This window comes from Rhizobium sp. BE258, assembly GCF_031457345.1.
In the GTDB taxonomy this organism is placed as follows: domain Bacteria; phylum Pseudomonadota; class Alphaproteobacteria; order Rhizobiales; family Rhizobiaceae; genus Rhizobium.
The window spans coordinates 937,412-949,836 of the sequence record NZ_JAVDWL010000001.1; the positions used below are offsets into that span (position 1 = coordinate 937,412).

The window sequence follows — 12,425 nt, forward strand, 5'->3', positions numbered from 1 at the left end:
CCGGTTGACAGGACCACTTCCGCCGATATTCTATTATTAAGCCTGACATAACATAATAGTGGAACAATTCACCGGGAGCATGCAAATGAAGACTCTAGTCGCATTCCTTCTTGGCACCGCGCTGGTCGCACTGCCGACGACATTGATGGCTCAGGAAAAGGGTGGCGTCATCAACGTCGCCACGATCGGCGAACCGCCGACGCTTGATCCGATGTCCTCCACCGCCGATCTCGTCGGCATCGTCACGCAACACATTTTCGAGACGCTCTACACCTTCGACAAGAAGTGGAACGTTACGCCGCTTCTGGCCGAAAGCCTGCCGGAGATCAGCGCCGACGGTAAGACCTACACGATCAAGCTGCGCACCGGCATCAAGTTCCACGACAATACCGACATGACGTCCGACGACGTCGTCGCCTCGCTCAATCGCTGGACGAAGATCGCTTCGCGCGGCAAGCAGGTCGTCGGCTTCATCGATTCGATCACTGCCGTCGATCCGGCGACCGTGAAGATCGTGCTCAAGCAGCCCTATGCGCCGCTGACCTCGCTGCTCGCCTTCAACAATTCCGCCGCGATCATCATTCCGTCCGAAAAGCAGGACGAGCCGATGAAGGAATTCATCGGTACCGGCCCCTACATGCTCAAGGAGCGCAAGGCCGACCAGTATATCCAGCTCGTGCGCTTCGACGGCTACAAGTCGCGCGATGGCGAGAGCGACGGTTATGGTGGTGCGCGCCACCAGTATCTCGACGAAATCCGCTTCGTGCCGGTTCCCGATGCCAATACCCGCGTCGAGGCTGCGGTCTCCGGCCAGTATGATTATGTCGATTCCATCCCGGTCGAATCCTTCGACAAGCTGAAGGCATCGAGCGCCTCGCAGCCGGTCATCCTGAAGCCCTTCGGCTATCCGGTCTTCGTCTTCAACACCAAGGAGGGCGTTGCCAAGAATGTCGAGGTCCGCAAGGCGATCCGTCAGGCGCTCAGCATGGAAGACATGCTGGCGGCAGCCTTCGGCAGCACGGATTTCTACACGCTCGACGGCGATATCTACCCGAAGCCGTTTGCCTGGAACACCGATGCCGGCGTCGAGGGCAATTATAACGTCGCGGATCCCGAAGGCGCTGCAACGGCTGCGAAAAAGGCTGGCTACAATGGTGAGCCGATCCGCATCCTCACCAGCCGCCAGTACGAATTCCACTACAAGATGGCGCAGGTCGCCGCCGAGTATCTGAAGCTTGCCGGCTTCACCGTCGACCTGCAGGTCGTCGATTGGGCAACGCTGACGCAGCGCCGCACGGACTCCAAGCTTTGGGACATCTACATCACCCATAGCCCGTTCTTGCCGGAACCCGCGCTGATCGGTTCGCTGTCGCCGAGCTCGCCCGGCTGGTGGGATACGCCGGCGCGCAAGACGACCGTCGATGCCTTCACCTCGGAAGTCGATCCGCAGAAGCGCATCGCGCTCTGGGCCGATGTCCAGAAGGCGATGTATGACGAGCTTCCCTACATGAAGATCGGCGACTTCAACGCCGTCTCGGCGAAGTCGACCAAACTCGAAGGCGTCGATCCGGCTCCGTGGCCCTACTTCTGGAACGCGTCCGTCAAGAAGTAATCGCGGGCCTCTGATGATGGCGGCTGCTGCTCCCCACCCCCTCATCCCTGTGCTCGTCACAGGGATCCAGCCACGGCGCGTCTGCGCCGTGAATGACCTGAATTGCGTCACAGGGTCTTCTGCGCCCAAGGACTTGGGCGCGCTGGATTCCTTTGACGAGCACAGGAATGAGGGAGTGATTGTTGCCGCCGTCTACTTCCAACCGTGTGCGGGGTGCATGCCTCAATGATACGCTACATTCTCCAGCGCCTTGCGGGCATGATCGTCGTGATGTTTCTCGTCGTCACGATCGTCTTCGTCATCGTGCGCGTCACGCCGGGTGATCCGGCGGCCGTGATGCTCGGCCCCGATGCGACGCCGCAGGACATTGCCGATCTGCGCGCCAGCCTCGGCCTCGACCGGTCTCTCGTGGTGCAATACATCTATTATATCGGCCAGCTGTTGAAGGGCGATCTCGGCCAGTCGATCTTCCTCAACATGCCGGTCACATCGGCGCTGCTCGACCGTGCCGAACCGACCTTCTTCCTGACGATCTTCTCGCTCGCGATCGCCAGCCTGATCGCGCTGCCGATCGGCATCTACGCCGCCTACCGGCGCGGCTCGTTCGTCGACCAGGCGGCAACGACACTGGCGATGTTCGCCGCCAGCATTCCGAGCTTCTGGCTGGGCCTCATTCTGATGCAGGTTTTCGCTGTCCGCTTCGGGATGTTCCCGGTGTCGGGCTATGGCGGGCCCGGCTCGACATTTCTCGACCGCATGTATCACCTGACCCTGCCCGCTTTCGCGCTCGGCATCGTCTCGTCGGCGCTGATCCTTCGCTTCACCCGTGCCTCGATGCTCGACGTGCTGGGTGACGACTATATCCGCACGGCCCGCGCCAAGGGGTTGGTCGAGCGCAAGGTGATCCTCAAGCATGCGCTGAAGAATGCGCTGATTCCGATCCTGACGGTTCTCGGCCTGACCGCGGCTGTGCTGATCTCCGGCGCCGTTGTTACCGAGACAGTCTTTGGCCTTCCCGGTGTCGGCAATCTCGTCGTCTCGGCCGTTCTCCGCCGTGATTATCCGGTTATCCAGGGAGCGCTGCTGGTGATCGCGGCACTCTACGTCCTGATCAATTTTGCGATCGACATGCTCTATCTGCTCGTCGATCCGAGGGTGCGCTACTGATGACGGATATCGCAATCAAGCCCGCGGAAAGCGAAAACCGCAAGTTCATCCGCCGTCTGCTGAGACGCAAGACGGTTGCCTTCGGCCTCGTCATCCTCGTCATCTTCGTGCTGCTGGCAGTCCTGGCCCCTTGGGTCGCGCCTTACTCGCCGTCGAAGCTGTCGATCGTCAACCGGCTGAAGCCGCCGAGCGGAACCTACTTCTTCGGCACCGACGAGTTCGGCCGTGATGTGCTGTCGCGCACGATCTATGCCGGCAGGCTGTCGCTGCTGGTCGGTGTCGCGGTCGTGGCGCTGTCATCGGTGATCGGCGTGACGCTGGGCCTGCTTGCCGGCTTCTTCAAGAAGCTCGACACGCCGATTGCCCGCCTGATCGACGCGATGATGGCCTTTCCGGATATCCTGCTGGCGATCGCGCTCGTCGCCGCGCTCGGTCCGTCTCTGACGACAGTGATCATCGCGTTGTCGATCGTCTATGCACCGCGTCTTGCCCGTATCGTTCGCGCCTCGACGCTTGTCATCCGCGAGCTGCCTTATGTCGAGGCGGCGCAAGCGCTCGGCATTTCGACCTTCCACATCATGACCCGCCATGTGCTGCGCAACCTGCTGTCGCCGATCATGGTACAGGCGACCTTCCTGTTTGCCAGCGCCATGCTGGCCGAAGCCGGTCTCTCCTTCCTCGGCCTCGGCGTCAGCCCTGAAATTCCGACCTGGGGCACGATGATCGCCGCTGGCCGCCAGTATATTGGCCAGGCCGACTGGATGACGCTGTTTCCGGGTGTCGCCATCATTCTCTCCGTGCTCTCGCTCCAGATGGTCGGTGACGGTCTGCGCGACATGCTTGATCCAAAACTTCGAAAGGACCTGTAAATGACCGGTGAAAAAGCGGGCAAGCCGCTCCTCCTCACCAATGTGAAGCCGATGGCTTTCGGTGCCGGAACGCCTGCAGGCGCCGTCGATATCCTCGTCGATGCCGACGGCAAGATTGCCAAGATCGGCCCTCAGCTCGCTGTCTCCGAGGACGTGACGCGCGTCGATGGCAAGGGCGCCTGGATCTCTCCCGGCTGGGTGGACCTGCACGTCCATATCTGGCACGGCGGCACCGATATCTCGATCCGCCCATCCGAATGCGGCGCCGAGCGTGGCGTCACGACGCTTGTCGATGCAGGATCCGCCGGTGAAGCCAACTTCCACGGCTTCCGCGAATATATCATCGAGCCGTCGAAAGAGCGGATCAAGGCCTTCCTGAATCTCGGCTCGATCGGTCTCGTCGCCTGTAACCGCGTTGCGGAGCTGCGTGATATCAGGGATATCGATCTCGATCGCATTCTCGAGTGCTATGCCGAAAACAGCGAACACATCGTCGGCCTTAAGGTGCGTGCCAGCCACGTCATCACCGGCTCCTGGGGTGTGACCCCGGTCAAGCTCGGCAAGAAGATCTCCAAAATCCTGAAGATCCCGATGATGGTGCATGTCGGCGAGCCGCCGGCACTCTATGACGAAGTGCTAGAAATCCTCGGTCCTGGCGACGTCGTCACCCACTGCTTCAACGGCAAGGCGGGCTCCAGCATCATGGAAGACGAGGATCTCTTCAATCTCGCGGAACGTTGCGCAGGCGAGGGCATCCGCCTCGACATCGGCCATGGTGGCGCCTCCTTCTCCTTCAAGGTGGCGGAAGCGGCGATCAATCGCGGGCTGCTGCCGTTTTCGATCTCGACCGACCTGCATGGCCATTCGATGAACTTCCCGGTCTGGGATCTGGCGACGACGATGTCGAAGCTGCTGTCGGTCGGCATGCCGTTCGACAAGGTCGTGGAAGCCGTCACCCATGCCCCGGCCTCGGTCATCAAGCTGTCGATGGAAGATCGCCTGGCTGTCGGCCAGCGCGCCGACTTCACCATCTTCGACCTGATCGATTCCGATATCGAAGCGACCGATTCCAACGGCGACGTATCGGTACTCAACAAACTTTTCGAGCCTCGCTACGCCGTCATCGGCAGCGAGGCGATCACGGCGAGCCGCTATATCCCGCGTGCCCGCAAGCTCGTGCGTCACAGCCACGGCTATTCCTACCGGTAAGAAAGAAGATAGAAATCGCATGACAGGAGCTTACGTGAACACGTCTCCAACCACCGCCAAACTATCCGGTTCGCCTCAGGAGAGGCTGGCGGCGCTTGGCATCACCCTGCCGCCGGCGCCGCCGCCGATCGCCAATTTCGTGACGCATGTCATCGAAGGCAATATTCTCTACCTGTCCGGCCAGGGGCCGCGGGAGGCCGATGGCTTCCTGCATTCCGGCAAGGTCGGCGCCTCCGTCAGCGTCGAGGATGCCTACAAGCATGCACGGCTGACCGGCATCAACCTGCTGTCCGTCATGCAGGATGCACTCGGCGATCTGTCGCGCGTCAAGCGCGTCGTCAAGCTGCTCGGCATGGTCAATGCGGTGCCTGATTTCCTTGATCATCCGAGTGTCATCAACGGCTGCTCCGATCTCTTCATCGATGTCTTCGGCGAAGAGCGCGGACAGCACGCCCGCTCGGCGGTGGGTTTCGGCTCGTTGCCGGGAAACATCACCGTCGAGATCGAAGCGATCGTCGCCTTGCGCGACTAGAGGAGAATGTCAGTGGTTGCGCCAGCCCATAATCTTTTCGATGCGTTCCGCCGACGCGCGCACATGCGCCGTGTAGCGGTTCTCGTCCGAAAAGGCCTTCTGCTCGGGAAGGACGATGGAGATGGTGGCAACGCACTGGCCGTCGCGATCGCAGATCGGCGAGGCGATGCAGGCGACCGCATAGTCGGATTCGCCAGCCTGGATCGAAAGGCGCGACTGGAAAGCTGCGCCTGCCGAACTCGACAGCACCTCGGCGTCCATTTCCGCCCGGCCGGTCGGCGAGGTCTTGGCGCATCGTTTGAACAGATCGACGCGTTCCGGCTCCGGCAGGTGCCCGACGAGCAGGCGGCCGGAGGCCGTCCAGTTCAATGGCACGCGGGTTCCGACGCGGGACGCGACCTGGAAATGGCTCGGACCATCGGCCATGGCAAGCACCAGCATATAGTCGCCGTCGCGGCCGCAGACCTGAACGGTCTCGTCCGCCTCGCGGCAGAGGTCGTGCATTTCATGGGTGGCGACGCTCATGAAATCCAACGAGCGGGCATAGGCAAGACCATAGTGGTAAAGCCGGGAGCCGAGCCAGACCGAGCCGTCCGTATTGCGCGACAGCATGTTCTTCTCGACCAGATCATCGACGATCACATAGACGGTGGAGAGCGGCGCCTTGACGGCCTTCGCGATCGCGTAGACACCGGCTGGAGACCCGGTTTCGTAAAGATAATCAATGACCTGCAGAGCACGGTCGATACCGCTTACGCGCGAACGGCGCGCAGTCTTGCCGCCGTCCGCCTCTTCCACAGAGACGCCGTCTTCGGAGTAAACTGCCGATGATGTCTTGCCGTCCAATTGCACGCTCCTCGTCTGAATATGCGAGTTTATTACATTACTATGGCATAGCCGTCACTGAGGCAAATCGCAACACCCCTCACGCAGCGGCCACCGAAATTGGAGATACAAATGTCTGATGACATCCGCACGTCGATCGGCCTTCGCCCGGTCATCAATGTTTCCGGCACCATGACCAGCCTCGGCGCGTCGATCGTCGTTCCCGAGGCAATTGCCGCCATGTCGGCGATCCTGCCGCAGTTCGTCGAGGTCAACGACCTGCAGCGCAAGGCAAGCGCCGTCATCGCCCGGCTGACGGGCGGCGAGGCGGGCTTCGTCACTGCATCCTGCTCGGCAGGTATCTCGCTGGCTGTCGCAGGCACCATCACCGGAAACAATCTGCTGGCGATCGAGAAGCTGCCTGAGGTGACGACGGAAAAGAACGAAGTGCTCGTGCAGATGGGCCACGTCGTCAGCTATGGCGCGCCTGTCGATCAGGCGATCCGTCTTGCCGGCGGCAAGGTCGTGTTCGTGGGACAGGCGACCTCGACGCATCGCTTCCATATGGAAAATGCGATCACCGAAAAGACAGCCGCCGCCGTCTATGTCGTCTCGCACCACGTCGTCGATTACGGTCTGCTGAACCTAAAGGAATTCGTCGAGATCGCTCACGCCAAGGGCGTGCCCGTCATCGTCGACGCGGCCTCGGAATATGACCTGAAGATCTTCCTTGAGCAGGGGGCAGATATTGCGCTCTATTCCGGCCACAAGTTCCTGGGCGGCCCGACCTCGGGCATCGTCGCCGGAAAGAAGGAGCTGGTCCGCAACGCCTTCCTGCAGAACATGGGCATCGGCCGCGGCATGAAGGTCGGCAAGGAAAGCATCTTCGGCGTCATGGCGGCCTTGGAAGCCTGGGAAAAGCGCGATCACGCCGGCATTCGCGAGCGGGAAACCAGCTATCTCAATCTCTGGAAGGAGAAGCTGGAGGGACGTCCGGGCGTGACCGCGCTGATCGAGCCTGATCCGACCAACAATCCGCTCGACCGCATGCGCGTGATCGTCAAGGCCGACGAGGCGCACATCACCGCCTGGGATCTGGCTGACGCGCTCGCCCGCGGCACGCCGCCGATCATCGTGCGCGATCACGAAGTCGAGCATCACTATTTCTATCTCGATCCGTGCAACCTGCATCCGGGCCAGGAAAAGATCGTCGCCAGCCGTCTGGGCGAGGAACTCGACAAGGCGCGTGGCTCCAACGAGATCATCGCGACGCCGATCGAAAACCGCAGCAAGCACCGCTTCGACGGCGCGCTTCGCTGGCCTGACTAAGGGCCGATTGCCCAGAGAATGAAGCAGTGCGTGAAGCCCTCCCCCTTGTGGGGAGGGGTTGGGGAGGGGATCTTACACAAACCCCTCCCGCCTGCCGTAACCCTCCCCACAAGGGGGAGGGTTACGGCTGCCGCAGCGCCGAGCACTGCCGGACGCAACTGAAACGAAGGGGACGACCATGATCGCGGAAGCTCAGAAAAGACAGGCCATTGATCCGGTCCTCTCCGTCCGTAACCTGACGACATCGTTTCTGGTCGATGGCGCCTGGAAGCCCGTGGTTCGCGAGGTTTCCTTCGATGTCGCGCCCGGCGAGACGGTGGCTATCGTCGGCGAAAGCGGTTCCGGCAAGAGCGTTACCTCGCTGTCGATCATGCGGTTGCTGCAGGCGGATTCGAGCCGTATCGAAGGCAAGATCATGCTTGGCGGGCGTGATCTCCTTGCTCTTCCCGAAGAGGATATGCGCAAGGTTCGCGGCAATGACGTCGCGATGATCTTCCAAGAGCCGATGACGAGCCTCAACCCGCTCTTCACCATCGGCGACCAGATTTCCGAGGCGCTGCTCTGCCACAGGTCGATGTCGAAGGCGGATGCCCGCGCCGAGACGATACGTCTTCTGGAGAAAGTGCGCATTCCCTCCGCGGCCTCGCGTTTCGACGAATATCCGCACCGGTTCTCCGGCGGCATGCGCCAGCGCGTGATGATCGCCATGGCGCTCGCCTCGCGGCCGAAGCTCTTGATCGCCGACGAGCCGACGACAGCACTCGACGTGACAATCCAGGGCCAGATCCTCGACCTGATCAAGATGCTGCAGGAAGAGCAGGGGACGTCGGTCCTCTTCATCACCCACGACATGGGCGTCGTCGCCGAAATCGCCGACCGGACCGTCGTCATGTATCGGGGCGAGCAGGTGGAAACCGGCGAGACCGCCGATATTTTCCACCGCGGCAAGCATCCCTATACGCGGGCGCTCCTATCGGCTGTGCCGGTGCTTGGCTCGATGCAGAACTATGAGCGGCCGCTGCGCTTTCCGGTCGTCAACACGGCGACCGGCGAGTCCGATATTCCGGTGCAGACCGCAGATACGGTCGCTGCCACGGCGCGTCCGGTTCTGGAGGTCAAGAACCTCACCAAGCGCTTCGACATTCACTCCGGTCTTTTCGGCAAGCTGACCGGCCGCGTTCACGCCGTTGAAAACGTCTCCTTCGATCTTCATGCCGGCGAGACGCTGTCGCTGGTTGGCGAATCCGGTTGCGGAAAATCGACCACCGGCCGCGCGATCATGCGGTTGATCGAAGCGCAGAGTGGTTCCGTCATCGCCGACGGCAAGGATGTGCTGGCGCTCGACAAGTCGGGTATGCGCGAGATGCGAAAGATCGTGCAGATGATCTTCCAGGACCCCTTCGCCAGCCTCAACCCGCGCATCCGTGTCGGCGATGCGATTGCCGAACCTTATCTCGAACACAAGATGGGAACGGCAAAGCAGGCAAAGGAGCGCGTCGCCGATCTCCTGACCAAGGTCGGGTTGACGCCCGACATGGCCTCGCGGTTCCCGCATGAATTCTCCGGCGGCCAGCGCCAGCGCATCTGCATTGCCCGGGCGCTTGCGCTGGAGCCAAAGGTGATCGTCGCCGACGAAAGCGTGTCGGCTCTCGACGTCTCGATCAAGGCGCAGGTCATCAACCTGATGCTCGATCTGCAGCAGAGCCTGAACCTCGCCTTCCTGTTCATCTCCCACGACATGGCCGTCGTCGAGCGCGTCAGCCATCGCGTCGCGGTCATGTATCTCGGTGAAATTGTCGAGATCGGCCCGCGCGCGGCGGTCTTCGGAAATCCGCAGCACGACTACACGAGAAAGCTGATGGCGGCAGTCCCCGTGCCCGATCCCGACAGAAGGAGCGAGAAACGGGCGGTGGCAAACGACGAGATCAAGAGCCCCATTCGGCCCGTCGATTACGCGATCAAGCCGCTGGAATACCGGGAAGTGTCACCCGGGCATCTAGTGGCGGTCTAGATCAGCCGCGCAGGGATTTCGAGTGCTGCGCCTGCATCCGCCAGGCGGCGGTCCAGCGTTACGAGTTGCGCGCGCGTTTCCTCGGCCAAAGCCAGGTGCAGTGCGTCGCCGGCCCCCAGGTCGACGTTTCGCTGGGCGGTAAGTTTCGCCGCAAGGGCAAAGTGGCGTCTTTCGACGGCAAACCAGCTCGAAGGTCTCGTGGACCAATCCCTCGAAGACCTGCTGGATCTCGGCCTGATATTGGCTGTTCAGCTGCCCGGCGCGGATTTTCAACGCGATTGCCGACGAAAACTCGGTCAGCGTCCAATCGCTGACAACCACGCGGCTCGTGTTCACCGCGTCCCACAAAAAAGCGCTGGCCCGCTCGCTTGAATCGTCGTTGACCAGCGCGGCGATAATGACGGACGTGTCGAGATAGAACATTCAGTACCGTTCGCTGTTGCGCATGCTGCGGATGAAAGTGCCGGAATCGACGCTCTGCTTCGGCTGCGCTTGGCGCAATGCCCGCAACGCTTCGAGGTCGATCGGTGTCTTGGGTTTCCTGATCGGAACGATTTCGGCCACCGGCTTGCCGTGTTTCAGAATTTGCACGGTTTCGCCTGCCTCGACGCGTTCGACGAGTTCGCTGAAATGCGCCTTCACGTCTTCAAGATTAACCTGCGTCATCGCCGCACCTTCATGGGTCTCGAGAGGGTCATATTACCGGAGAGAGGTGAGGGGCAAGCGCATAAAACAGCGAAAGCCGCCGCGTGGGGGATCGCGGCGGCTTTCGCACGGGGGCAGGGAAGGTCCCCGGATGTCAACCGAAGCAGCAAACCGTAGACGGATTTGCGGAGGCCCGGTTGGCGATGGCGTTGATGAAATTGCCGACCTTGGAGGTGTTCGGCTCGCGTTTACGTGCGGCCGTCTCCAGGAGTTGCTTGAAGTCTTCAAGCTTCACGCCGTCGGCGCGCATCACCATGGCGATCAGCGGGTCGCGAAGAGCTTCGGAAATGGTCAAATCTATGGCCTTTGTCATGGTAGTCCTCCTTTCGTGGGCGGTCGCCCGTGTTCCGCAGCCGCAGTCTGCCCTCTCGGCATTGACTCTCGCGATCGGCGGTGTTACCGGTAAGTAACAATGCATTTGTTACCGATCGGTCACATCGATGTCAAGGACTTCGTCCTCAAAAAAATCAGAAACTTCGACTGAAATCGCCCAAGGCATCACGGACGAAAAGATCCCTCCGCGGGAGCGTATCGTCTCGACGGCCTCGGAGCTTTTCCGCGAGCATGGCATCCGCGGCATCGGCGTCGATGCCATTGCCGATGCGGCTCTTACGAACAAGATGACGCTCTACAGGCATTTCGGCTCCAAGGATGAGCTGATCTGCGAAACGCTGCGGCGCGCCTCTGAAAAGGCGGAGCAGATCTGGCGTGATCTGGAAACCGCTCACCCGGGTAATCCGCGTGCCCAGCTCGATGCCTGGGTCGAAGGCCGCGCGCACTGTCTGAACGGCGAGCCGGCGGGCTGCGATCTTGCCAATGCGGCGATCGAGCTCAAGGGCGAGGGCCATCCGGCCTATGGCGTCATTGAGCGCCACAAGGCCGATCAGCGTCAGCGCCTCGTCGCGCTTTGCGCCGCAGCCGGCGCCAGCGAGCCGCAGCTTTTGGCCGATACGCTCACTCTGCTTCTCGAAGGTGCGCGCGTGACGCGTCAGTCGATGGGCAGCGATGGCTGCTGCAGCCATTTCGCCAAAGCGGCAAGTGCTGCCGTCGCCTCCTATTGCTGAAGCACACCGCCGTGGAACCTCCGCGGCGGCGAGGCGTTACCTTCCTGGTCAGGAAGAACCCGTGGCAGTGATATGAACTACACCTATCTCCATCGTCTCTATGCCAAGCGCGCCGAGCTTGAAGCCAAGCTTGAGTTGCACGAGGCACGCGACTGCTTCGGCGACGAGGAGATAGAAGACGGTACCGAAGCAGATCTGCGGCAGCGCCTCAGCGAAGTCACCCAGGAAATCGACAATCTGGAACATTCGCCGGGCGGCTAACTTGCAGCGTCCAGAAGCTCGACAGTCCGCCTGTCGAATTCTCCCTCGTAATATTTGTCGATCGCCCGGTGAAAGGGCGAGCCGTGGTCGCTGATCGCGGCAAACAGCGTGAGCGACGAGCGGAACTTCAGATCATCCGGCGACCCGAGAATGTCATGAGCGCTCCGGCCATCCACCGCCAGCATCGCATCGACGCAGCGAAGCAACCTGGTTCCAAGGATCGGATCGGCGAGATAGGCGGCAGCTTCCTCGGCAGAGCGGATGGCGTATTTCTCCGCCATCGATGAAGTTCCAAGTCCTGCGATCTGCGGAAAGATGAACCACATCCAGTGCGATCGCTTGCGGCCTGCCTTCAGCTCGGACAGAGCCTGGCCATAAATGCCGTTTTGTGCGTCGATGAAACGATCGAGATCGTAGTTCAGGTCACTGGACATGGGGCGCCTCCCTTGCGGGGAACATATGGGAGGCTGCGTGGATTTCCATCATGCTGCCGTCAGCAGCCCCTTTCGGCGTAGGGGCTATATTCGCGGCACGCATCCAGATGGTGGTGGGGGTGCGGAACAGCGGTGACGGGCGCGGCAATTGCCGAGGTCGTCACGGGATCGGTTGCGACAGGCGTGGTGAAGTGGCCGGTGAGGCCGACGATCGCAAGAAGCGCGATCGCTGATACGACTACGAGCCGCTCAATGCCTGAAAGCCTCTGGGCCTTCACATGTTCGGCATAATCCTGCTCGCCGTCGCCGGCGCTAAAACTGTCAAAATTGGTCATGGCATGAAACTCCGAGTATCGCCGCGAGACCTGCCATGAGCTAACCGCTCACAGCGGGTGGGAGCCCGCGTG

15 protein-coding genes and 1 pseudogene are annotated in these 12,425 nt (G+C 61.3%); 9 read left to right on the plus strand and 7 right to left on the minus strand.

Annotated elements, in window-relative coordinates; genetic code table 11:
• Window positions 1–85 precede the first annotated feature (85 nt).
• The 5 genes from J2X43_RS04355 (at window position 86) to J2X43_RS04375 (ending at window position 5,389) form a co-directional block, all read left to right on the plus strand.
• On the plus strand, window positions 86–1,612 hold the full coding sequence (locus J2X43_RS04355; protein WP_112388435.1) for an ABC transporter substrate-binding protein: 1,527 nt from the start codon (window positions 86–88) through the stop codon (window positions 1,610–1,612).
• 225 nt (window positions 1,613–1,837) lie between these two features.
• The gene (locus J2X43_RS04360) at window positions 1,838–2,779 is read left to right on the plus strand and encodes an ABC transporter permease (protein ID WP_162698694.1); all 942 of its coding nucleotides are present in this window, start codon (window positions 1,838–1,840) and stop codon (window positions 2,777–2,779) included.
• Window positions 2,779–3,648: an ABC transporter permease gene (locus tag J2X43_RS04365; RefSeq protein WP_112388433.1), complete on the plus strand. Its 870-nt coding sequence runs from the start codon at window positions 2,779–2,781 to the stop codon at window positions 3,646–3,648. Before J2X43_RS04360 ends, J2X43_RS04365 begins: the two co-directional genes overlap by 1 nt.
• Complete coding sequence (locus tag J2X43_RS04370) at window positions 3,649–4,857, plus strand: amidohydrolase/deacetylase family metallohydrolase (protein WP_112388432.1); 1,209 nt, start codon at window positions 3,649–3,651, stop codon at window positions 4,855–4,857.
• 19 nt (window positions 4,858–4,876) lie between these two features.
• A complete protein-coding gene (locus J2X43_RS04375; protein WP_112388431.1) occupies window positions 4,877–5,389 on the plus strand; it encodes a RidA family protein in 513 nt (170 codons plus the stop codon).
• Window positions 5,390–5,398: 9 nt separating this feature from the next.
• Here J2X43_RS04375 and J2X43_RS04380 read toward each other — a convergent pair whose 3' ends face one another.
• Window positions 5,399–6,241 carry an IclR family transcriptional regulator gene (locus J2X43_RS04380; RefSeq protein WP_112444098.1) on the minus strand — a complete coding sequence of 281 codons (843 nt, stop codon included), beginning with the start codon at window positions 6,239–6,241 and terminating at the stop codon, window positions 5,399–5,401.
• Window positions 6,242–6,346: 105 nt separating this feature from the next.
• Here J2X43_RS04380 and J2X43_RS04385 point away from each other — a divergent pair, with 105 nt between their 5' ends.
• Window positions 6,347–7,543 (plus strand): aminotransferase class V-fold PLP-dependent enzyme, encoded by a 1,197-nt coding sequence (locus J2X43_RS04385; RefSeq protein WP_112388429.1) that lies wholly within the window; start codon window positions 6,347–6,349, stop codon window positions 7,541–7,543.
• Window positions 7,544–7,721: 178 nt separating this feature from the next.
• Window positions 7,722–9,554: an ABC transporter ATP-binding protein gene (locus tag J2X43_RS04390; protein WP_112388428.1), complete on the plus strand. Its 1,833-nt coding sequence runs from the start codon at window positions 7,722–7,724 to the stop codon at window positions 9,552–9,554.
• Here J2X43_RS04390 and J2X43_RS31030 read toward each other — a convergent pair.
• The 4 genes and pseudogenes from J2X43_RS31030 to J2X43_RS04405 all read right to left on the minus strand — a co-directional run bounded on the left by J2X43_RS31030 (window position 9,551) and on the right by J2X43_RS04405 (window position 10,572).
• Window positions 9,551–9,793: a PIN domain-containing protein gene (locus J2X43_RS31030; protein ID WP_112388427.1), complete on the minus strand. Its 243-nt coding sequence runs from the start codon at window positions 9,791–9,793 to the stop codon at window positions 9,551–9,553. The two genes, J2X43_RS04390 and J2X43_RS31030, sit on opposite strands and share 4 nt — an antisense overlap.
• Window positions 9,792–9,977: pseudogene (locus J2X43_RS31035) on the minus strand (PIN domain-containing protein); the annotation flags it as partial. The pseudogene J2X43_RS31035 and the gene J2X43_RS31030, both read right to left, overlap by 2 nt.
• Window positions 9,978–10,220 carry a type II toxin-antitoxin system Phd/YefM family antitoxin gene (locus tag J2X43_RS04400; protein ID WP_112388426.1) on the minus strand — a complete coding sequence of 81 codons (243 nt, stop codon included), beginning with the start codon at window positions 10,218–10,220 and terminating at the stop codon, window positions 9,978–9,980.
• Window positions 10,221–10,353: 133 nt separating this feature from the next.
• A complete protein-coding gene (locus J2X43_RS04405; RefSeq protein WP_112388425.1) occupies window positions 10,354–10,572 on the minus strand; it encodes a hypothetical protein in 219 nt (72 codons plus the stop codon).
• Window positions 10,573–10,699: 127 nt separating this feature from the next.
• Between J2X43_RS04405 and J2X43_RS04410 the strand changes: the two genes are divergently transcribed.
• Together J2X43_RS04410 and J2X43_RS04415 are read left to right on the plus strand one after the other, a co-directional pair.
• Window positions 10,700–11,323 carry a TetR/AcrR family transcriptional regulator gene (locus tag J2X43_RS04410; protein WP_112388424.1) on the plus strand — a complete coding sequence of 208 codons (624 nt, stop codon included), beginning with the start codon at window positions 10,700–10,702 and terminating at the stop codon, window positions 11,321–11,323.
• A 72-nt stretch (window positions 11,324–11,395) separates the two neighbouring features.
• A complete protein-coding gene (locus J2X43_RS04415) occupies window positions 11,396–11,584 on the plus strand; it encodes a hypothetical protein (protein ID WP_112388423.1) in 189 nt (62 codons plus the stop codon).
• On the opposite strand, the gene J2X43_RS04420 is transcribed toward J2X43_RS04415, so the two are convergent.
• Window positions 11,581–12,018, minus strand: coding sequence for a DUF1810 domain-containing protein (locus J2X43_RS04420; RefSeq protein ID WP_112388422.1), 438 nt, complete (start codon window positions 12,016–12,018; stop codon window positions 11,581–11,583). The two genes, J2X43_RS04415 and J2X43_RS04420, sit on opposite strands and share 4 nt — an antisense overlap.
• A 59-nt stretch (window positions 12,019–12,077) precedes the next feature.
• Window positions 12,078–12,353: a hypothetical protein gene (locus J2X43_RS04425; protein ID WP_112388421.1), complete on the minus strand. Its 276-nt coding sequence runs from the start codon at window positions 12,351–12,353 to the stop codon at window positions 12,078–12,080.
• Window positions 12,354–12,425: the final 72 nt, after the last annotated feature.

What these genes read in the sequence shown, in the direction of transcription:
- J2X43_RS04355 (WP_112388435.1), top strand. Translation starts at nt 86, where the DNA reads ATGAAGACTCTAGTCGCATTCCTTCTTGGCACCGCGCTGGTCGCACTG.
- J2X43_RS04360 (WP_162698694.1), top strand. Translation starts at nt 1,838, where the DNA reads ATGATACGCTACATTCTCCAGCGCCTTGCGGGCATGATCGTCGTGATG.
- J2X43_RS04365 (WP_112388433.1), top strand. Translation starts at nt 2,779, where the DNA reads ATGACGGATATCGCAATCAAGCCCGCGGAAAGCGAAAACCGCAAGTTC.
- J2X43_RS04370 (WP_112388432.1), top strand. Translation starts at nt 3,649, where the DNA reads ATGACCGGTGAAAAAGCGGGCAAGCCGCTCCTCCTCACCAATGTGAAG.
- J2X43_RS04375 (WP_112388431.1), top strand. Translation starts at nt 4,877, where the DNA reads ATGACAGGAGCTTACGTGAACACGTCTCCAACCACCGCCAAACTATCC.
- J2X43_RS04385 (WP_112388429.1), top strand. Translation starts at nt 6,347, where the DNA reads ATGTCTGATGACATCCGCACGTCGATCGGCCTTCGCCCGGTCATCAAT.
- J2X43_RS04390 (WP_112388428.1), top strand. Translation starts at nt 7,722, where the DNA reads ATGATCGCGGAAGCTCAGAAAAGACAGGCCATTGATCCGGTCCTCTCC.
- J2X43_RS04400 (WP_112388426.1), bottom strand. Translation starts at nt 10,220, where the DNA reads ATGACGCAGGTTAATCTTGAAGACGTGAAGGCGCATTTCAGCGAACTC.
- J2X43_RS04405 (WP_112388425.1), bottom strand. Translation starts at nt 10,572, where the DNA reads ATGACAAAGGCCATAGATTTGACCATTTCCGAAGCTCTTCGCGACCCG.
- J2X43_RS04410 (WP_112388424.1), top strand. Translation starts at nt 10,700, where the DNA reads ATGTCAAGGACTTCGTCCTCAAAAAAATCAGAAACTTCGACTGAAATC.
- J2X43_RS04415 (WP_112388423.1), top strand. Translation starts at nt 11,396, where the DNA reads ATGAACTACACCTATCTCCATCGTCTCTATGCCAAGCGCGCCGAGCTT.
- J2X43_RS04420 (WP_112388422.1), bottom strand. Translation starts at nt 12,018, where the DNA reads ATGTCCAGTGACCTGAACTACGATCTCGATCGTTTCATCGACGCACAA.
- J2X43_RS04425 (WP_112388421.1), bottom strand. Translation starts at nt 12,353, where the DNA reads ATGACCAATTTTGACAGTTTTAGCGCCGGCGACGGCGAGCAGGATTAT.